Source organism: Mycolicibacterium brumae, assembly GCF_025215495.1.
GTDB lineage: Bacteria > Actinomycetota > Actinomycetes > Mycobacteriales > Mycobacteriaceae > Mycobacterium > Mycobacterium brumae.
In genome coordinates this window covers 2,284,570-2,303,513 of the sequence record NZ_CP104302.1, presented here as the reverse complement: position 1 = coordinate 2,303,513, position 18,944 = coordinate 2,284,570, and the positions used below count along the sequence as shown (strand labels likewise).

At 70.7% G+C, this 18,944-nt stretch carries 22 protein-coding genes; 16 read left to right on the top strand and 6 right to left on the bottom strand.

What is annotated here, in order from left to right:
* Window positions 1–3: 3 nt before the first annotated feature.
* On the top strand, window positions 4–651 hold the full coding sequence (locus L2Z93_RS11120; RefSeq protein WP_090584670.1) for a shikimate kinase: 648 nt from the start codon (window positions 4–6) through the stop codon (window positions 649–651).
* Between the two features lie 57 nt (window positions 652–708).
* Here the strand turns inward: L2Z93_RS11120 and L2Z93_RS11115 are convergent, their stop codons facing one another.
* Window positions 709–876, bottom strand: coding sequence for a hypothetical protein (locus tag L2Z93_RS11115; protein ID WP_162561834.1), 168 nt, complete (start codon window positions 874–876; stop codon window positions 709–711).
* A gap of 162 nt (window positions 877–1,038) precedes the next feature.
* On the opposite strand from L2Z93_RS11115, the gene L2Z93_RS11110 reads away from it, so the two are divergent.
* Together L2Z93_RS11110 and aroB are read left to right on the top strand one after the other, a co-directional pair.
* Entirely contained in the window at window positions 1,039–1,659 is a 621-nt protein-coding gene (locus tag L2Z93_RS11110) for a shikimate kinase (RefSeq protein WP_090584666.1), read from the top strand.
* Window positions 1,660–1,696: 37 nt separating this feature from the next.
* The gene (gene aroB / locus L2Z93_RS11105) at window positions 1,697–2,818 is read left to right on the top strand and encodes a 3-dehydroquinate synthase (protein ID WP_090584966.1); all 1,122 of its coding nucleotides are present in this window, start codon (window positions 1,697–1,699) and stop codon (window positions 2,816–2,818) included.
* Here the strand turns inward: aroB and L2Z93_RS11100 are convergent.
* Window positions 2,815–3,468: a TetR/AcrR family transcriptional regulator gene (locus L2Z93_RS11100; RefSeq protein WP_090584663.1), complete on the bottom strand. Its 654-nt coding sequence runs from the start codon at window positions 3,466–3,468 to the stop codon at window positions 2,815–2,817. The two genes, aroB and L2Z93_RS11100, sit on opposite strands and share 4 nt — an antisense overlap.
* A 298-nt stretch (window positions 3,469–3,766) precedes the next feature.
* On the opposite strand from L2Z93_RS11100, the gene L2Z93_RS11095 reads away from it, so the two are divergent.
* On the top strand, window positions 3,767–4,051 hold the full coding sequence (locus L2Z93_RS11095) for a hypothetical protein (protein WP_090584660.1): 285 nt from the start codon (window positions 3,767–3,769) through the stop codon (window positions 4,049–4,051).
* Window positions 4,051–4,293, top strand: coding sequence for a hypothetical protein (locus L2Z93_RS11090; protein WP_128111861.1), 243 nt, complete (start codon window positions 4,051–4,053; stop codon window positions 4,291–4,293). The genes L2Z93_RS11095 and L2Z93_RS11090 overlap by 1 nt, the downstream gene beginning before the upstream one ends.
* Here the strand turns inward: L2Z93_RS11090 and L2Z93_RS11085 are convergent.
* Window positions 4,215–5,033, bottom strand: coding sequence for a shikimate dehydrogenase (locus L2Z93_RS11085; RefSeq protein ID WP_090584656.1), 819 nt, complete (start codon window positions 5,031–5,033; stop codon window positions 4,215–4,217). The two genes, L2Z93_RS11090 and L2Z93_RS11085, sit on opposite strands and share 79 nt — an antisense overlap.
* A 126-nt stretch (window positions 5,034–5,159) precedes the next feature.
* Between L2Z93_RS11085 and aroQ the strand changes: the two genes are divergently transcribed.
* Window positions 5,160–5,603 carry a type II 3-dehydroquinate dehydratase gene (gene aroQ, locus L2Z93_RS11080; RefSeq protein WP_090584654.1) on the top strand — a complete coding sequence of 148 codons (444 nt, stop codon included), beginning with the start codon at window positions 5,160–5,162 and terminating at the stop codon, window positions 5,601–5,603.
* Here aroQ and L2Z93_RS11075 read toward each other — a convergent pair whose 3' ends face one another.
* Entirely contained in the window at window positions 5,604–6,743 is a 1,140-nt protein-coding gene (locus tag L2Z93_RS11075) for a GTP-binding protein (protein WP_090584652.1), read from the bottom strand.
* Between the two features lie 55 nt (window positions 6,744–6,798).
* Window positions 6,799–7,245, bottom strand: a complete 447-nt coding sequence (locus tag L2Z93_RS11070) for a hypothetical protein (RefSeq protein WP_090584650.1) — start codon at window positions 7,243–7,245, stop codon at window positions 6,799–6,801.
* Between the two features lie 167 nt (window positions 7,246–7,412).
* Between L2Z93_RS11070 and L2Z93_RS11065 the strand changes: the two genes are divergently transcribed.
* Genes L2Z93_RS11065 through L2Z93_RS11050 form a run of 4 tightly spaced genes read left to right on the top strand, consistent with a single transcriptional unit; the run spans window position 7,413 to window position 9,819 of the window.
* A complete protein-coding gene (locus L2Z93_RS11065; protein ID WP_090584648.1) occupies window positions 7,413–8,501 on the top strand; it encodes a M24 family metallopeptidase in 1,089 nt (362 codons plus the stop codon).
* A gap of 12 nt (window positions 8,502–8,513) precedes the next feature.
* Window positions 8,514–9,077, top strand: a complete 564-nt coding sequence (efp, locus tag L2Z93_RS11060) for an elongation factor P (RefSeq protein ID WP_090584646.1) — start codon at window positions 8,514–8,516, stop codon at window positions 9,075–9,077.
* Window positions 9,070–9,552, top strand: coding sequence for a transcription antitermination factor NusB (nusB, locus tag L2Z93_RS11055; RefSeq protein WP_090584644.1), 483 nt, complete (start codon window positions 9,070–9,072; stop codon window positions 9,550–9,552). The genes efp and nusB overlap by 8 nt, the downstream gene beginning before the upstream one ends.
* A gap of 39 nt (window positions 9,553–9,591) precedes the next feature.
* Window positions 9,592–9,819, top strand: a complete 228-nt coding sequence (locus L2Z93_RS11050; protein ID WP_090584642.1) for an Rv1893 family protein — start codon at window positions 9,592–9,594, stop codon at window positions 9,817–9,819.
* 33 nt (window positions 9,820–9,852) lie between these two features.
* Here L2Z93_RS11050 and L2Z93_RS11045 read toward each other — a convergent pair whose 3' ends face one another.
* On the bottom strand, window positions 9,853–11,046 hold the full coding sequence (locus L2Z93_RS11045; RefSeq protein WP_090584638.1) for a serine hydrolase domain-containing protein: 1,194 nt from the start codon (window positions 11,044–11,046) through the stop codon (window positions 9,853–9,855).
* A gap of 105 nt (window positions 11,047–11,151) precedes the next feature.
* Here L2Z93_RS11045 and pyrR point away from each other — a divergent pair, with 105 nt between their 5' ends.
* From pyrR to carB, 6 genes are read left to right on the top strand one after another with little or no spacing between them, the layout of a single operon-like run.
* Window positions 11,152–11,724: a bifunctional pyr operon transcriptional regulator/uracil phosphoribosyltransferase PyrR gene (pyrR, locus tag L2Z93_RS11040; protein ID WP_090584636.1), complete on the top strand. Its 573-nt coding sequence runs from the start codon at window positions 11,152–11,154 to the stop codon at window positions 11,722–11,724.
* The gene (locus L2Z93_RS11035; RefSeq protein ID WP_090584633.1) at window positions 11,721–12,668 is read left to right on the top strand and encodes an aspartate carbamoyltransferase catalytic subunit; all 948 of its coding nucleotides are present in this window, start codon (window positions 11,721–11,723) and stop codon (window positions 12,666–12,668) included. The genes pyrR and L2Z93_RS11035 overlap by 4 nt, the downstream gene beginning before the upstream one ends.
* Before the next feature lie 8 nt (window positions 12,669–12,676).
* Entirely contained in the window at window positions 12,677–13,975 is a 1,299-nt protein-coding gene (locus L2Z93_RS11030; RefSeq protein ID WP_193438894.1) for a dihydroorotase, read from the top strand.
* A complete protein-coding gene (locus L2Z93_RS11025) occupies window positions 13,972–14,475 on the top strand; it encodes a PH-like domain-containing protein (protein ID WP_090584629.1) in 504 nt (167 codons plus the stop codon). The genes L2Z93_RS11030 and L2Z93_RS11025 overlap by 4 nt, the downstream gene beginning before the upstream one ends.
* Window positions 14,472–15,596 (top strand): glutamine-hydrolyzing carbamoyl-phosphate synthase small subunit, encoded by a 1,125-nt coding sequence (gene carA, locus L2Z93_RS11020; protein ID WP_090584627.1) that lies wholly within the window; start codon window positions 14,472–14,474, stop codon window positions 15,594–15,596. Before L2Z93_RS11025 ends, carA begins: the two co-directional genes overlap by 4 nt.
* Entirely contained in the window at window positions 15,596–18,943 is a 3,348-nt protein-coding gene (gene carB / locus L2Z93_RS11015) for a carbamoyl-phosphate synthase large subunit (protein ID WP_090584625.1), read from the top strand. Before carA ends, carB begins: the two co-directional genes overlap by 1 nt.
* Window position 18,944: the final 1 nt, after the last annotated feature.

Genomic DNA, 18,944 nt, shown 5'->3' with positions numbered 1-18,944 from the left:
GTCATGGCGCCCAAGGCCGTGCTGATCGGGATGCTGGGTTCGGGGAAGTCCACCATCGGACGCCGGCTCGCCAAGGCGCTCGGCGTCGGCTTCCTGGACACCGACAGCGCGATCGTCGAGATCACCGGGCGTTCCATCCCGGAGATCTTCGCGGCCGACGGTGAGGCGGGGTTCCGCAAGATCGAAGAGCAGGTGATCCGCGACGCGCTGGACAGTCACGACGGCGTGCTGTCGCTGGGCGGCGGCGCGGTCACCACGCCGGGGGTGCGTCAGGCGCTGGCCGGTCACACCGTGGTGTTCCTGGAGATCAGCGCGGGCGAGGGCATCCGGCGCACCCTGCGCAACAACGACAATCGTCCGCTGCTGTCCGGCGGCGATCTGGCGGCCAAGTACCGCCGGCTGATGGCGGCGCGCACGCCGCTCTATCGCAAGACCGCGACCGTGCGGATCAGCACCAGTCGCCGCAATCCCAGCGTGGTGGTGCGCCAGTTGGTGGCCAAGCTGCAGAACACCGTCCCGGCGCAGCGCAACCACCGTCGTCCGCCGTGGCGGTTCGCGCCGCCCAAACTAGGCGCCCCGGACTCCACCGCCCCGACTCCGGCCACCGCGGCGGCGCTGGCTGCACGGCGGCACGGCGGCGCGGAACGTTGAGCCCGGGTCAGTGCCCGGGCCGTTTCAGGTGAGTTCGCGGTGCTTCCGCGCGTCGCGTTAGTGCGCGGCGCGGGTCCGGCGGCGCAGCCGATTCGCCAGTTCGTGGAACGGATCGGTGGCGGCCGACGGGTTCGAGTAGAGGAACATTCCCGCGTACCACGGCTTCCGGCGCGCCACGGTGCTCTCGGCGGTGGGCGTGTAAAGGTCGTTCAGCAGGGCGGTCATCTCGGTCTCCATCGGGATTGGGAACGTTTCGTGGCGTCGCCCTCCAGTTTATGTACCATTTGGTACAAAATCTCGTCGGGTGGGCATGATGTGGCTCACGCCCGCCGTCACGCGCCCGGCCCGAGATTTCGGTTGCCGTGGGTCGTCTGGGACAATGACGCCATGCCTTCTTCGACGGACCCCATCGCGGTGCTGATCGGACCGCCCGGGGTGGGGAAGACCACCGTCGGAAAGCGTCTGGCCAGGTCGCTGGGGGTTTCTTTCGTCGACACCGACCTCGAGATCGAGACGCGGCACGGCCGCGCGGTGGGCCAGATCTTCGCCGAGGACGGCGAGCCGGCGTTCCGCAGCCTGGAGGAGACGGTGATCGGCGACGTCATCGCCAGCCACAGCGGCGTCATCGCGCTCGGCGGCGGATCGATTGTGTCGCCCCGCACCCAGGAGCTGCTGCGCCGGCATCCGGTGGTGTATCTGGAGCTGACCGAGGAAGAGGGCATCAGGCGCACCGCAGGTAGCGGGCGGCCGGTGCTCGCCGGCGATGACCCGGCCGCGGTCTACCGACGGCTGATGGCCGAACGCACCCCGATCTACCAGGACCTGGCCCGGATTCGCGTGTCCACGGTGGGGCGCAGCCCGGGCGCGGTGGTGCGCGAGGTGCACCGCGGCCTGCGCGAAGCCGCGCCGCACCGGGTGCGGCGGGCGCCCTGGCCGATGGTGTTGCGGCCCACGGCTCGCAACCACCTGCGGGCCGGCCGGCGCGACGCACTGCGCACCGAACGCTGACGTGGGAGAAGGGAGACGCGTGATGTCCGGCGCGGAAATCGATGAACCGGTGCGGGTCCGGGTGAACGCCGCCGCGCCCTATGACGTGGTGATCGGCCGCGGCCTGCTCACCGAGGCGGTGGACGCCGCCGCGGTCGACGGCCGGTTCCCCGCGAAGGCCGCGATCTTCTACCAGCCGCCGCTGGCCGAGACCGCCGAGGTGCTGCGCGCGGAGCTGGCGGCCCGCGGCGTCGACGCGCATCGGGTGGAGCTGCCCGACGCCGAGGCCGGCAAGGACCTGCAGGTCGCGGGCTTCTGCTGGGAGGTGCTGGGCCGGATCGCGCTGTCCCGCCAGGACGTCGTCTACAGCCTCGGCGGCGGCGCGGCCACCGACCTCACCGGGTTCGTCGCCGCGACCTGGATGCGCGGGGTGCCTGTCGTGCACGTGCCGACCACCCTGCTGGCCATGGTCGACGCCGCCGTCGGCGGCAAGACGGGGATCAACACCGAGGCCGGGAAAAACCTGGTGGGCGCGTTCTACGAGCCGCGCGCGGTGATCGTCGACCTCGCGACGCTGGAGACCGTGCCGCGCAACGAGATCATCGCCGGGATGGCCGAGGTCATCAAGACCGGCTTCATCGCCGACCCGGTGATCCTGGAGCTGATCGAGGCCGACCCCGAGGCCGCGCTGGACCCCACCGGCGACGTGCTGCCCGAACTGGTCCGGCGCTCCATCGAGGTGAAGGCCCGGGTGGTCTCCGCCGACCTCAAGGAGTCCTCGCTACGCGAGATCCTCAATTACGGCCACACCCTCGGCCACGCGGTCGAACGACGCGAGCGGTACCGCTGGCGGCACGGCGCCGCGGTGTCCATCGGCCTGATCTACGCGGCCGAACTGGGCCGTCTCGCCGGCCGGCTGGACGACGAGACCGCCGACCGGCACCGCCGGGTGCTGGAATCGGTCGGCCTGCCCACCCGGTATGACGCCGACGCGTTCTCCGACCTGCTCGGGCATATGGGCAAGGACAAGAAGAACCGGGCCGGGATGCTGCGGTTCGTCGTGCTCGACGGGCTCGGCCGGCCCGGCCGACTGGAGGCGCCCGATCCGTCGCTGCTGGTCGCCGCCTATTCCGCGGTCGCAGGCGACGACGCGCTGCGCGACGGCGCCGTCTTGATCTAGATCGGCGCGGGGCTGCGCAGCCACGCCGTCATCATCGCGGCGAGGTTGTCGGCGGCGGCGTCCACCGTGGCCGGGTCCAGCAGATCCACACCGAAGGTGGCCTCGACCGTCGCGGCGTTGGTGACCTGGAACAGCGCCATCGCCGTCATCTGCAGATGCAGGTCCAGCGCCGAGGCGGCGCGCAGGAAGACCCCTTCGGCGCGGCCGTGCTCCAGGATGTCGCCGATGGTGGCGATGATGGGCCGGTTGGCCCGGTGATGGTCGGGGGAACCGCGCAGGTGATCGGCCTGCAGGGTGTTCTCCACGGAGACCAGACGCGCGAGCTCCGGGTGGGCGGCGTGCCACCGGAAGGTGTGCCGAACCAGGCTCTGCAGCGCCTCCGCGGGCGGCAGGTCGGCCAACTGCAGTGACGCCTCGGCGGCCCGCACCTGCGCGTAGGCGTGTTCCAGCACCGCGGTGAACAGGCCGTCCTTGTCGCCGAAGTAGTAGTAGATCATCCGCTTGGTGGTCGTGCTGCGGGCGGCGATGTCGTCGACCCGCGCGCCGTAGTAGCCGAGTTCGGCGAACACCTCGGTCGCCACCGCCAGCAGATTGGCCCGGACCTTCGCCGGATCGCGGGGTTTGCGCGAGGTCACCGGCGGCTCGCCCATGCGGTCAAACTACACGCAGCGCCCACACCGGCACCTCGTCGACAATCCGCCGATCGCCTCGGGTTCGGCGAATCAGGTCCCGCAGTGCCCCCCGAACGCGTCACTACAGGCACGCCACGCCGCAATCGGCGGAGCGCGAGAGGGACAGAAGGGACCCCGATGTCAGAAGCCGCCGGTCACGGCGAGGGCAATCAGTCCAGGAAGGCGGCGGCGTCGGCCTGGATCGGGTCCGCGTTGGAGTACTACGACTACTTCCTTCTACCCCGAGCTGTTCCCCGCCAAGACCAGGGTCTCGGGCATGGCCATCTCGCAGAACACCGGCACCATGATCACCGCCGCTGTGCTGGCCCCGCTGTTCGCGACGGTGGCGCCGCCCGGATCCAACGTGCCGCTGATCGTCGGCAGCATCACCCTGGGTATCTGCTGCCTGTCGGCGGCCGCGGCCTACAGCTCCAAGGAGACCTACCGGCTGCACGTCGACGATCTCGGCACCGACGCGATCCCGCCCAGCAAGGAGGCCTACGAGCGGCTGCGCAACGAGGCGATGGCGGAGTACAAGCTGGCCAACGCCAGGACCCCGTGATGCCTCCGGCACGCCGGGTGGGGAACCCGCTGGCCGCGGCGATCGTCGGGGTGGTCATCGCCGCGATGGGGCTGTACATGGTCCTGGCCGACGCCGGCGCCACCGCGCGGGTGTACGGCGGCCTGCTGATCTTCTTCGGCCTGGCCGGCGCGGCGGTCAACATCTACCTGCGCAGGCGGTTCCGCGCCGAGGACCGGCGCCGGCGCGCCTGGGCCAGCAGCTCGGTCTCCAACGGGAAGTAGATGATCTCCGCGACCCACAGGTCCGGCCGCAGCGACCCGGCCGGCGCGGCCGAGCCCGGGTGCCCGGCCATCCCCATCGGCGTGGTGTTGACCACCCCGTCGGCGGCGCCCAGCGCGTCGACCGGATCGGCGCAGACCCGGACCCGATCCGGGCCGAACAGCGTGGCCATTCGCGCGACTAGGTCGGCGCCCCGGGCGCTGTCGAGGTCGAAGATCCGCAGCTCCGCCACCCCGAGGTCGAGCAGGGCGTAGGCCACCGCGGCGCCCGCGCCGCCGGCGCCGAGTTGCGCGACGACGGTGTCGGCGCCCACGTCGGGCATCGCGTCGGCGAACGGTTGCTGGAAGCCGCGCCAGTCGGTGTTGTGCCCGATCGCGCGGCCGTCGCGCAACACCACGGTGTTGACCGCGCCCAGCGCGGCCGCGTGCGGCGACAACTCGTCGAGGTGCGCGATGACGGATTGCTTGAACGGATGGGTGACGTTGAAGCCGGAGAAGCCGCAGGCCTTGGCCCAGTCGAGCACCTCGGGCAGGTCGGCGTCGGTGACGCCCCACTCGTCGACGTCCAGGATCCGGTAGCTCAGCCACATGCCCTGGGCCGCGCCTTCGGCTTCGTGCAGGGCGGGGGTTTTCGACGCCCCGAGGCCCTGACCCAGCAGGAACAGCCGATGGCACCGCGGCCGCGACCGGCCCCAGCGGACCGCGGGATCCGGCGCGGGCAGCGCCGAGCCGAGTGCCGTCATGGCTGGCCTCCCGTCCGGTTCGCAGCCCCGGCGCCGGCCGGCGGCGCCCGCGGCGATCCTACTCAGCTCCGGCGCCCGTGCCCGGTACGGTCGTGCCTGAGCAGTCACCGAAATTGGAGAGATCGCGTGTCCATCCTCGTCATCAACGGCCCGAACCTGAACCTGCTCGGCGTCCGCGAGCCGGGCATCTACGGCGCGGCCACCCTCGCCGACGTCGAGGCCTCGGTCACCGAGCAGGGCGAGCGGGCCGGGCACTCCGTCGAATGCTTCCAGAGCAACCACGAGGGCGCGATCGTCGACCGGATCCACGCCACGGCCGCCGACGGCACCCGGTTCGTCATCATCAACCCGGGCGCGTTCACGCACACCAGCGTTGCCATCCGGGACGCCTTCGCCGCGGTCGGCGTTCCGTTCTGCGAGGTGCACATCTCCAACGTGCACAAGCGCGAGGAGTTCCGCCGGCACTCCTACCTGTCCGATGTGGCCGTCGGGGTGCTGGCCGGTTTCGGGGTGCGGGGCTACAACCTGGCGATGGCGTTCGTCATCGAGCAGCTGGCGGGTGACGCGTAGTCAGTGCTGGTGGGCGGCGGTCCAGGCCGGCAACGGATCGCTCATCCGCAGCCAGGCGTTCTGCCCGGCGGCCAACTCGGCGTCGGTGAGCAGCGCCGAGTTCAGCAGCATCCGCACCACCTTGGGTTTCAGGTTCACCCCGATGAACACGATCTCCTGACCCGGCGGAATGGGCGTCGCCGACCAGTAGGCCGCCGGCTCCAGCACCATGTTCGGCCCGGCCTGGGACCAGAACGCCGAGATCGTCGGCCGGGTCGCCAGCCAGCAGAACCCCTTGGAGCGCAGCATTCCGCGCAGCTGGCCCAGCGCCTCGGCCAGCCGCTCCGGGTGAAACGGCCGGTCGGCGCGGAAGGTCAGGCTGGAGATGCCGTACTCCTCGGTCTCCGGGGTGTGCCCGTCGGCGATCTCCTCCTCCCAGCCCGGGGTCTCGGCGGCCAGGTCCGGATCGAACCGCCCGGTGTCGAGCAGCAGGCCCAGCGGGGCCGAGCCATGGTCGACGCGGGTGATCTCGGCGCGCGGGTTGAGCCGGCGCAGCACCGCCTCGGTGCGCGCGGTTGCCTCCGGGCCGGCCAGGTCCGCCTTGCTGACCAGGATCACGTCGGCGAACTCCACCTGATCGCTGAGCAGATCGGCGATATTGCGGCTGTCGGTCTGGCCCGCGGCCAGATTCCGACGGGTCAGCTCCTCGCCGCGGGCCAACTCGGGCAGGAAGGTCGCGGCGTCGACGACGGTCACCAGGGTGTCCAGCCGGGCCAGGTCGCCGAGCCGGAAGCCGTCCTCGAACTCCCAGCTGAACGTCGCCGCCACCGGCATCGGCTCGGAGATGCCGGTGGATTCGATGACGATCTGGTCGAACCGGCGCGCCCGGGCGAGGTCGGCGACCGCGCTGATCAGGTCCTCGCGCAGGGTGCAGCAGATGCAGCCGTTGGTCAGTTCGACGAGTTTCTCGGTGGTGCGGTCGAGGTGGCCCTGGCCGGCGACGAGGGCGGCGTCGATATTCACCTCGCTCATGTCGTTGACGATGACGGCGACGCGGCGGCCCTCGCGGTTGGCCAGGATGTGGTTGAGGACGGTGGTCTTGCCGGCGCCGAGGAATCCGGACAGCACGGTGACGGGGATTGGGGCGGGGGAGGAAGCCATCCTTTAATGATAATCGTTTTCATTAAGGGTTGTGCGGCGGGGCCCCGGCGACCGTTCAGGACGCCCGCGCGCCCAACTCCAGCGGCAGCCCGCGCGACTCCAGCAGCGGGATCACTTCGTCGACGATGCGGCGCAGCAACTGCTCCGGGTCGGCCGAGCGCAGCGTCACGCCGTCGGCGACCCGGGCCGCCCAGATGTCCCACAGCAACCCGGCCAGCGTCGCCGACGTGCCGGGATGGGCCAGCGCGTCGGCCCGCGCCCCAGGCGACCACTGCGGATGCAGCTCGGTGAACTCCAGGAACGCCTGGTTCACCGAGTCCGCCAGCACCACGTCGACGTCGACGAACGCCGGCCGGGCCGAGGCGGCGGCCAGCCGGGCGGCGTCCGACAGCGCGCCCACCCGCAACCGGGTGATCTCGCCGGGGTCCGCGGCGGAGTTGGTCAGCTCCACCCAGCCCTCCGGCTCGGTGTGCAGCGCGATGCGCAGCGGACGGGTCCTCATCGGTGATCTCCTCGTCGGGCGTCGGCGCACTGTGCGCGCCTTCGAAGCTAGGGGAACGGGTTCGGCAATGGGGGCCTTGCTCAGTCGCCAGTGTCCGCGTCGGGCCCGGCGCGGTAAACCGTTGCGGTCAACCCGGTTCGAAAGGCGCGCGGGTACCCTCGATCGCTGTGACCCCCGCCGATCGCCGCGCCGCGCTGGCCGCCCTGCTGGCCGCTCGCGACCTGGACGCGATGCTGGTCAGCGACCTGGCCAACGTCCGCTACCTGTCCGGATTCACCGGCTCCAACGCCGCCCTGCTGGTCTACGCCGACCACCGCGACGCGGTGTTGGCCACCGACGGCCGCTACCGGGTGCAGGCCGCCAACCAGTCTCCGGACACCGAACTTCTCATCGAGCGGGCCTGTGGTCCGGCGCTGGCCGCCCGGGCCGGAGCGAACGGCATCGGACGGCTCGGATTCGAGGCGCACGTGCTGACCGTCGACGCGTTCGACGCGCTGCGCCGCGACGGCGTCGTCGAGTTCATCCGGGCGTCCGGGCTGGTGGAGGCGCTGCGGGAGGTCAAGGACGAGGGCGAGATCGCGCTGATCGGCGCGGCCTGTGACGCCGCCGACGCCGCCCTGGCCGAGCTGATCGAAACCGGGGGACTGCGCCCCGGGCAAACCGAGACGCAGGTCCGCAACGACCTGGAGGCGCTGATGCTGCGCCACGGCGCCGACGGGCCGTCGTTCGAGACCATCGTCGCCGCCGGCCCCAACTCGGCGATCCCGCACCACCGGCCCACCGACGCGGTGCTGGCCGGCGGGGACTTCGTCAAGATCGACTTCGGCGCCCGGGTCGGCGGCTATCACTCCGATATGACCCGCACCCTGGTGCTCGGCGCCGCCGAGGACTGGCAGCGCGAGATCTACCAGCTGGTCGCCGAGGCTCAGCGGGCCGGCCGGCACGCCCTGGCCGAGGGCGCGTCGTTGTGCGGCGTCGACGCCGCGGCGCGGGAGCTGATCGCCGCCGCCGGTTACGGAGAGGCCTTCAGCCACGGGCTGGGACACGGCGTCGGGCTGGCGATCCACGAAGCGCCGGGAATCAACGCCGCGGCCGCCGGTACACTGCTTGCTGGTTCCGTGGTGACCGTGGAGCCCGGTGTCTACTTGCCCGATCGCGGCGGTGTCCGCATCGAGGACACACTCGTGGTTTCCGGCGGGAACGCCCGCCCCGAACTACTCACCCGGTTCCCCAAGGAACTCATAACTTTGAACTAGGAGAAACCGCCCGTGGCATCGACTGCCGACTTCAAGAACGGACTCGTCCTCAACATCGACGGCCAGCTGTGGCAGATCATCGAGTTCCAGCACGTCAAGCCGGGCAAGGGCCCCGCCTTCGTGCGCACCAAGCTCAAGAACGTGCTGTCCGGCAAGGTCGTGGACAAGACCTACAACGCCGGCGTCAAGGTGGAGACCGCGACCGTGGACCGTCGTGACGCCACCTTCCTGTACAACGACGGCGACGATTTCGTCTTCATGGACTCCGAGGACTACGAGCAGCATCCGCTGTCGGCGGCCCTGGTCGGCGACGCCGCCAAGTTCCTGCTGGAGTCCATGCCGGTGCAGATCGCGTTCCACGAGGGCAATCCGCTGTACCTGGAGATGCCGGTGTCGGTGGAACTCGTCGTCACCCACACCGAGCCCGGTCTGCAGGGCGACCGGTCCAGCGCCGGCACCAAGCCCGCCACCGTCGAGACCGGCGCCGAACTGCAGGTCCCGCTGTTCATCAACACCGGCGACAAGCTCAAGGTCGACACCCGCGACGGAAGCTACCTGGGCCGCGTGAATGGCTGACAAACGACCGGTTCGGGGGCGGCACGCCGCCCGCAAACGGGCCGTCGACCTGCTCTTCGAGTCCGAGGCCCGCAATCTGACCCCGGCCCAGACGGCGGCCTCGCGCGCCGAACTGGCCCGCACCGACCCCGAGGTCACCCCGCTGGCCGAGTACACCGTCGTGGTCGCCGACGGGGTCACCGAGCACGCCGAGCATGTCGACGACGTCATCTCCTCCCATCTGCAGGGCTGGACGCTGGACCGGTTGCCGGCGGTGGACCGGGCCATCCTGCGGGTCGCCGTGTGGGAGCTGCTGCACGCCGTCGACGTCCCGGAGGCCGTCGCGGTCGACGAGGCGGTCAAACTGGCCAAGGAGCTGTCCACCGACGATTCGCCGGCGTTCGTCAACGGCGTGCTCGGACAGGTGATGCTCGTCACCCCGCAAATGCGCGCCGCTTCCGGAATAGTCCGCGCACCGGCGGTTGAGCCCGACTAGGGTGAGCCGGTAGCAACTCCAGCGAAAGGCAACACAACCATGGCATTCAACCCCAAGGACGCGGTCCAGTCGGCCAAGGACATCGCCACCCACGCCGTCGAGAAGGCCGCCGACATCGTCGACAGCGCGGCCGACGTGCTCAAGGGCAACGTCGCCGAGGGCGCCAGCAATATCGTGGCGGACTCCCTCGACATCGCCAAGCATTCGGTGGAGAAGGCCGGCGAGATCGTCACCGGCCGCAAGGACGACGAGGGCGCTGCGAAGTAACGCGACCTTCAGCCACCGCTGCGCGGCGCCGGACTACAGGTCCAGCGCGGCGTAGCTGTTTCTGACGAACTTCGGTTGCGCGGTGCGCAGCGCGGCCAGCGACGTGTTCCCGGCGACCGAGGCGGCGTCCGGGGAGGTGTTCGGCGAGTTCTGGACCAGGTAGATCAGGATCAGCTCGTGCTCCGGATCGGCTTGCCACCAGGTGCCGTACACCCCCGGCCAGCCGAACGAGCCGGCGCCGGCCGGACCGAACAATGACGCCGAGCGCGCCGGATCGGTCACCACCGCCAGGTTCAGCCCGAACCCGCGGCCAACCCAATACGGCGAGCCCAGGAATGGGGCCTTCTGCTGGTCGGGTGTCAGCCGATCGGTCCGCATCGCCGTCACCGACTCCGGCGTCAGCACCCGGACCCCGTCCAGCTGACCGTCGCCGAGCAGCATCCGGGCGAAACGCAGATAGTCCTCCGCGGTGGACCACAACCCGGCGCCGCCGGCGCAGAACGGCGGCGGAGCGATCGGCGGCGGTCCCATCACCGCCCGCAAACCGTCGCCGCCGAGGGTGTACATGGTGGCCGCGCGCCCACGCGCCTCCCGGGTCAGGAAGAAGCCGGTGTCGGCCATCCCCAGCGGCCCCAGGACCCTCTCATCGAGCACCTCGTGCAGCGGCCGGCCGGCCAGCCGGGACAACAGGATGCCCAGCACATCGGTGGAATGGCTGTAGGTGAGCTGCTCGCCGGGCTGGTGAACCAGCGGCAGCCGCGCCAGCTCGGCCAACCAACGGTCCTGGTCCTGGCGCAGCGGCAATTTGGCGTAGGCCCGCGACAGCGGTCCGGTCACCGAGAACTGGTACGCCAGCCCGGAGCGGTGCGTCATCAGATCCTCGACGGTGATCGGCCGCCGTGCTGGCACCGTCGGGTCCAACGAATCCGGGTTCGTCATCACCCGCACCCCGTCGAACTCCGGCAGCCACGCCGTGATCGGATCCGCCAGCCGCAACCGGCCCTGTTCGACGAACGTCATCGCCGCGGCGACGGTGACCGGTTTGGTCATCGAGGCGATCCGGAAGACGGTGTCGCGGGTCATCGGGGTGCGCGCCTCGACATCACGGCAGCCGATCTCGTTGACCTGCAGCAACTCGCCGCGCCGCCACACCAGGGTCACCGCGCCGGACAGCAGTCCCGCGTCACAGGCCTGCCGGATCGCATCGGCGTTGCGCTGAAGTCTCACCCGCCCACCTTACGAACGCGGACCGGTCGTGGGTTAAGCTACCCGGCAGTTCGACATCCTTTAACGATCCGTCCGGAGAGGCGGAGAAGGAGGTCCGATCCACTCGTGGGCGCCTCGAATCCCGACCGCGAATTGATGTCCTCGGCAGACGTCACGCGGACCATCGCGCGTATCGCGCATCAGATCATCGAAAAGACGGCACTGGACGCCGCGGACGCCCCCCGGGTGATCCTGCTCGGCATCCCGAGCCGCGGGCCGGTGCTGGCCACCCGGCTGGCCGCGAACATCACCGAATTCTCCGGTGTCGAGGTCGGCCACGGATCGCTGGACATCACGCTCTACCGCGACGACCTCAACACCAAGCCGCCGCGGCCGCTGGAGGACACCACCATTCCCGGCGGCGGCATCGACGGCGCGCTGGTCATCCTCGTCGACGACGTGCTGTACTCCGGCCGCACCGTGCGCGCCGCGCTGGACGCGCTGCGCGACCTGGGCCGGCCCCGGGCGGTGCAGCTGGCGGTGCTGGTCGACCGCGGGCACCGCGAACTGCCCATCCGCGCCGACTACGTCGGCAAGAACGTGCCCACCTCGCGCAGCGAGAACGTCAAGGTCCAGCTCACCGAGCAGGACGGCCGCGACGGGGTGCTGATCGCGCCGCAGGGAGGACCGCTCCGGTGAAACATCTGCTGTCCGCCGGCGACCTCACGCGCGATCAGGCCACCGCGATCCTGGACAACGCCGACCGGTTCGGCCAGGCGCTGCTGGGCCGCGAAGTCAAGAAACTGCCCACCCTGCGCGGGCGCACCATCATCACCATGTTCTACGAAAACTCCACCCGCACCCGGGTGTCCTTCGAGGTCGCCGGCAAATGGATGAGCGCCGACGTGATCAACGTCAGCGCCTCGGGCTCCTCGGTCGCGAAGGGGGAGTCGCTGCGCGACACCGCGCTGACCCTGCGCGCCGCCGGCGCCGACGCCCTGATCATCCGGCACCCGGCCTCCGGCGCCCCGAACCAGCTGGCCGCCTGGACCGCCGAACCCGGGGGCGGTGGTCCCGCGGTGATCAACGCCGGTGACGGCACCCACGAGCACCCGACCCAGGCGCTGCTGGACGCGCTGACCATCCGTCAGCGCCTCGGCGGCATCGAGGGCCGGCGGGTGGTCATCGTCGGGGACGTGCTGCACTCACGGGTGGCGCGCTCGAATGTCGCGCTGCTGAACACCCTCGGCGCGGAGGTGGTGCTGGTCGCCCCGCCGACCCTGCTGCCGACCGGGGTCGACGGCTGGGGAGTCACGGTGTCCCACGACCTGGACGCCGAACTGCCCGCGGCCGACGCGGTGATGATGCTGCGGGTGCAGGCCGAGCGGATGAACGGCGGGTTCTTCCCGTCGGCGCGCGAGTACTCGATCTGTTACGGGCTTTCCGAGCAGCGTCAGGCGCTGCTGGGCGAGCACGCGGTGGTGCTGCACCCCGGCCCGATGCTGCGCGGCATGGAGATCGGTTACTCGGTGGCCGACTCGCCGCAAGCCGCTGTGCTGCAACAGGTTTCCAATGGCGTGCATGTTCGGATGGCGGTGTTGTTCGGGCTGCTGGTCGGCGCCGACGAGGAGGCGGACATCTAGTGAATCCCATCTTGATTCGTGGCGTGCGGCCCTACGGCGAGGGCGAACCGGTCGACGTGCTGGTCTCCGACGGGCAGATCGCCCAGATCGCGGCCTCGATCACCGCACCGGACGGCGCCGAGGTGATCGAGGCGGCCGGCCAGGTGCTGCTGCCGGGCTTCGTCGACCTGCACACCCACCTGCGCGAACCCGGCCGCGAGGACACCGAGACCGTCGAAACCGGTTCCGCGGCAGCGGCGCTCGGCGGTTTCACCGCGGTGTTCGCGATGGCCAACACCGACCCGGTCGCCGATTCGCCGGTGGTCACCGACCATGTCTGGGCCCGCGGGCAGCAGATCGGGCTGGTCGACGTGCACCCGGTCGGCGCGGTCACCGTCGGCCTGGACGGCAAGCAACTCACCGAGATGGCGCTGATGGCCGCCGGCTCCGGTCGGGTCCGGATGTTCTCCGACGACGGCAAGTGCGTGCACGACCCGCTGCTCATGCGCCGCGCCCTGGAATACGCCTCCGGGCTGGGGGTGCTGATCGCCCAGCACGCCGAGGAGCCCCGGCTGACCGTCGGCGCCGTCGCCCACGAAGGGCCCAACGCGGCCCGGCTGGGCCTGGCCGGCTGGCCGCGCGCCGCCGAGGAGTCCATCGTGGCCCGCGACGCGCTGCTGGCCCGCGACGCGAAAGCCCGCGTGCACATCTGCCACGCCTCCACGGCGGGCACCGTCGAGATCCTGAAATGGGCCAAGGACCAAGGCATTTCGATCACCGCCGAGGTCACCCCGCACCACCTGCTGCTCGACGACGGCCTGCTGGAGAGCTACGACGGCGTGTTCCGGGTCAACCCGCCGCTGCGCGAAGCCTCCGACGTGCTGGCCTTGCGCGCCGCACTGGCCGACGGCGTCATCGACTGCGTGGCCACCGACCACGCCCCGCACGCCGCCCAGGAGAAGTGCTGCGAGTTCTCCCACGCCCGCCCCGGCATGCTGGGCCTGCAGACCGCGCTGTCGGTGATCGCCGAGGCCATGGTGGAAACGGGCCTGCTGGACTGGCGCGGCGTGGCCCGGGTGATGAGCGAGAACCCCGCCGCCATCGCCGGCCTGCCCGATCAGGGCCGCCCGCTGGAGGTGGGGGAGCCGGCCAACCTGGTCGTCGTCGACCCGGACGCGCGGTGGACCGTCGAACCGGCCGAACTGGCGTCCAAGTCCGCCAACACCCCGTACCGGGCGATGACCCTGCCGGCCACCGTCACCGCGACCCTGTTGCGCGGCCGGGTCACCGCCGCCGACGGCGCCGCCCGCCCGGTGGCGGGCAGGTGAACACCGGAACCCTGATCGGGTCGCTGATCTTCGCCGGCGTGCTGCTGGTGGCGGTGGTGTTCCTGTACCGCAAGATGATCCAGGGCTGGCGTGGCCGCGCGCAGCGTCAGCTGGCCATGATCGGCACGCTGCCCGCGCTGCCGGAAATGCTCAGCGCGCCGACGATCCCGGCGACCAAGGGCCTCTACGTCGGCAGCACGCTGGCTCCGAGCTGGCTGGACCGGATCGCCGTCGGCGACCTGTCCGACCGCGGCAAGGCCACCCTGACCCGCTTCCCCGAGGGCATCATGGTGCGCCGCGAGGGGGCCACGCCGCTGTGGATCGCCCAGGACAAGATCGTCGCGGTGCGCACCGAACGCGGTCACGCCGGCAAGGCGATGACCTTCGACGGCGTCCTGGTGATCCGGTGGACCCTGCCCGCGGGGGTGCAGGTCGACACCGGCTTCCGCGCCGACGACCACAAGGCTTACGAACTCTGGACCCGGGAGGAAAACGGATGAGCGGCAATCACAGCGCCGTGCTGGTGCTGGAGGACGGCCGGGTGTTCACCGGGGCGCCCTTCGGCGCGGTGGGCCAAACCCTGGGCGAGGCGGTGTTCAGCACCGCCATGTCGGGTTACCAGGAAACCCTGACCGACCCCAGCTATCACCGGCAGATCGTCGTCGCCACCGCGCCGCAGATCGGCAACACCGGCTGGAACGACGAGGACAACGAGAGCCGCGGCGACAAGATCTGGGTCGCCGGGTACGCGGTGCGCGACCCCAGTCCGCGCGCCTCGAACTGGCGCGCCAACCGGACCCTGGACGATGAGCTAGTCGGTCAGGGCATCGTCGGCATCGCCGGCATCGACACCCGCGCGGTGGTGCGGCATCTGCGCAGCCGCGGTTCGATGAAGGCCGGGGTGTTCTCCGGATCCGCGCTCGCCGAAACCGACGAGCTGCTGGCCCGGGTCCGCGGCCAGGCCGCCATGCTGGGCGCCGACCTGGCCGGCGAGGTCAGCACCGGCGAGCCCTACGTCGTCGGCCCCGACGGGCCGGCGCGGTTCAGCGTCGCCGCCATCGATCTGGGCATTAAGAGCAACACCCCGCGGCTGCTGGCCTCCCGCGGCATCCGCAGCCTGGTGCTGCCGTCGGCGACCGGGTTCGAGGCCATCGCCGAACTGAAGCCCGACGGGGTGTTCCTGTCCAACGGTCCCGGCGACCCGGCCACCGCCGACGCGGTCGTCGCGCTCACCCGCCAGGTGCTCGAAGCCGGAATCCCGCTGTTCGGAATCTGTTTCGGCAACCAGATCCTGGGCCGGGCGCTGGGCCGGGGCACCTACAAGATGGCCTTCGGGCACCGCGGCATCAACATCCCGGTGCTCGACCACGCCAGCGGCCGGGTGTCGATCACCGCGCAGAACCACGGCTTCGCGCTGGAGGGGGAGGCCGGCGAGGTGTTCGACACCCCGTTCGGTCGCGCCGAAGTCAGCCACACCTGCGCCAACGACGGTGTGGTGGAAGGGGTTCGGCTGGCCGACGGCCGCGCCTTCTCCGTGCAGTACCACCCCGAGGCGGCCGCCGGGCCGCACGACGCCGAGTACCTGTTCGACCAGTTCGCCGCCCTGATGGAGAACCGCTGATGCCGCGCCGCACCGACCTCAACCACATCCTGGTCATCGGCTCCGGGCCGATCGTGATCGGCCAGGCCTGCGAATTCGACTATTCCGGCACCCAGGCCTGCCGGGTGCTGCGCGCCGAAGGCCTGCAGGTCACCCTGGTCAACTCCAACCCGGCGACCATCATGACCGACCCGGAGTACGCCGACCACACCTACGTCGAGCCGATCACCCCGGCGTTCGTGGAGAAGGTGATCGCCCAGCAAGCCGAGCGGGGCAACAAGATCGACGCGCTGCTGCCCACCCTGGGTGGGCAGACCGCGCTGAACACCGCCGTCGCGCTGTATGAGAACGGCGCGCTGGACCGCCACCACGTCGAACTGATCGGCGCGGACTTCGACGCCATCCAGCGCGGCGAGGACCGGCAGAAGTTCAAGGACATCGTCGCGAAGGTCGGTGGCGAATCCGCCCGCAGCCGAGTCTGTTTCACCATGGAGGAGGTCCGTGAGACGGTCGCCGAGCTCGGCCTGCCGGTGGTGGTGCGCCCGTCGTTCACCATGGGCGGGCTGGGGTCGGGCATGGCCGCCAGCGTCGAGGACGTCGAGCGGATGGCCGGTGAGGGTCTGGCCGCCTCGCCGAGCGCCAACGTGCTGATCGAGGAGTCGATCTTCGGCTGGAAGGAGTTCGAGCTGGAGCTGATGCGCGACGGCAACGACAACGTCGTGGTGGTCTGCTCCATCGAGAACTTCGACCCGATGGGCGTGCACACCGGCGACTCGGTGACCGTCGCGCCCGCGATGACCCTGACCGACCGCGAATACCAGAAGATGCGCAGCCTCGGCATCGCGATCCTGCGCGAGGTCGGCGTGGACACCGGCGGCTGCAACATCCAGTTCGCCATCGACCCGGTCGACGGCCGGCTCATCGTCATCGAGATGAACCCGCGGGTGTCGCGGTCCTCGGCGCTGGCGTCGAAGGCCACCGGCTTCCCGATCGCCAAGATCGCCGCCAAGCTGGCCATCGGCTACACCCTCGACGAGATCGTCAACGACATCACCAAGGAGACGCCGGCCTGCTTCGAGCCGACGCTGGACTACGTGGTGGTCAAGGCCCCGCGGTTCGCGTTCGAGAAGTTCCCCGGCGCCGACGGCACCCTGACCACCACCATGAAGTCCGTCGGCGAGGCGATGTCCTTGGGTCGCAACTTCATCGAGGCGCTGGGCAAGGTGATGCGCTCGCTGGAGACCAAGCGCGCCGGCTTCTGGACCGGCCCGGACCCGACCGGTGAGGACGCCGGCGTCGAGGCCACCCTGGCGCGGCTGCGGACCCCGACCGACGGCCGGCTCTACGACATCGAATACGCGCTGCGCGCCGGCGGCAGCGTCGAGCAGGTGGCCGAAGCCTCCGGCGTCGACCCGTGGTTCGTCGAGCAGATCAACGGCCTGGTCGCGCTGCGCGCCGAGCTCATCGACGCCCCGGTGCTCACCGAAGCCCTGCTGCGCCGCGCCAAGAACAGCGGCCTGTCCGACGAGCAGATCTCGGTGCTGCGACCGGAACTCGCCGGCCAGGCCGGGGTGCGCACGCTGCGTGAGCGCCTCGGCGTGCACCCGGTGTACAAGACCGTCGACACCTGCGCCGCCGAGTTCGAGGCCCGCACGCCGTACCACTACAGCAGCTATGAGCTGGATCCGGCGGCCGAGTCCGAGGTGGCCCCGCAGGCCCAGTTGCCCAAGGTGCTGATCCTGGGCTCGGGCCCGAACCGGATCGGCCAGGGCATCGAGTTCGACTACAGCTGCGTGCACGCCGCGACGACGCTGACCCAGGCCGGGTTCGAGACGGTGATGGTCAACTGCAACCCGGAGACGGTGTCCACCGACTACGACACCGCCGACCGGCTGTACTTCGAGCCGCTGACCTTCGAGGACGTGCTGGAGGTGTACCGGGCGGAGTCCATCTCCGGCGCCGGCGGACCCGGCGTGGTCGGGGTGATCGTGCAGCTCGGCGGGCAGACCCCGCTGGGGCTGGCGCACAAGCTGGAGGCGGCCGGGGTGCCGATCGTCGGGACCGGCCCGGACGCCATCGAGCTGGCCGAGCACCGCGGCGCGTTCGGCGAGGTGCTGACCAACGCCGGGCTGCCGGCGCCCCGGTTCGGCACCGCCACCACCTTCGAGCAGGCCCGCAAGATCGCCTCCGACATCGGCTACCCGGTGCTGGTGCGGCCGTCCTACGTGCTCGGCGGGCGTGGCATGGAGATCGTCTACGACGAGGAGAACCTGGAGCGCTACATCGCCCGGGCCACCGAGGTCTCTCCGGAGCACCCGGTGCTGGTGGACCGGTTCCTGGAGGACGCCATCGAGATCGACGTCGACGCCCTGTGCGATGGGACCGAGGTCTACATCGGCGGCGTGATGGAGCACATCGAGGAGGCCGGCATCCACTCCGGCGACTCGGCGTGCGCGTTGCCGCCGGTCACCCTGGGTCGTCAGGACATCGACGCGGTGCGCCGCGCCACCGAGGCCATCGCGCACGGCATCGGCGTGGTCGGGCTGCTCAACGTGCAGTACGCGCTCAAGGACGACGTGCTCTACGTGCTGGAGGCCAACCCCCGCGCCAGCCGCACGGTGCCCTTCGTCTCTAAGGCGACCGCGGTGCCGCTGGCCAAGGCCTGCGCCCGGATCATGCTGGGGGAGAGCATCGCCGAACTGCGGGCCGAGGGCCTGCTGGCCGCATCCGGCGACGGCGCCAGCCCCGCGCCGTACGCCCCGATCGCGGTCAAGGAGGCGGTGCTGCCGTTCCACCGGTTCCGCCGCGCCGACGGGTCCAACGTCGACTCGCTGCTGGGCCCGGAGATGAAGTCCACCGGCGAGGTGATGGGCATCGACGCCGACTTCGGCAGCGCGTTCGCCAAGAGCCAGACCGCGGCCTACGGGTCGCTGCCGGCCAACGGCACGGTGTTCGTCTCGGTGGCCAACCGCGACAAGCGCTCGCTGGTGTTCCCGGTGAAGCGGCTGGCCGATCTCGGATTCCGGGTTCTGGCCACCGAGGGCACCGCGGAGATGTTGCGCCGCAACGGGATTCCCTGCGACGAGGTGCGCAAGCACTTCCAGGAGCCCAGCCCGGACCGCCCGGCGATGTCGGCGGTGGAGGCCATCCGCGCCGGTGAGGTCGACATGGTGATCAACACCCCGTACGGCAACTCCGGGCCGCGCATCGACGGCTACGAGATCCGGTCGGCCGCCGTGCAGATGAACATCCCGTGCGTCACCACCGTCCAGGGCGCCTCCGCAGCGGTGCAGGGCATCGAGGCCGGCATCCGCGGCGACATCGGGGTGCGCTCACTGCAGGAACTGCACCGCATCCTGGAGGGCTGAG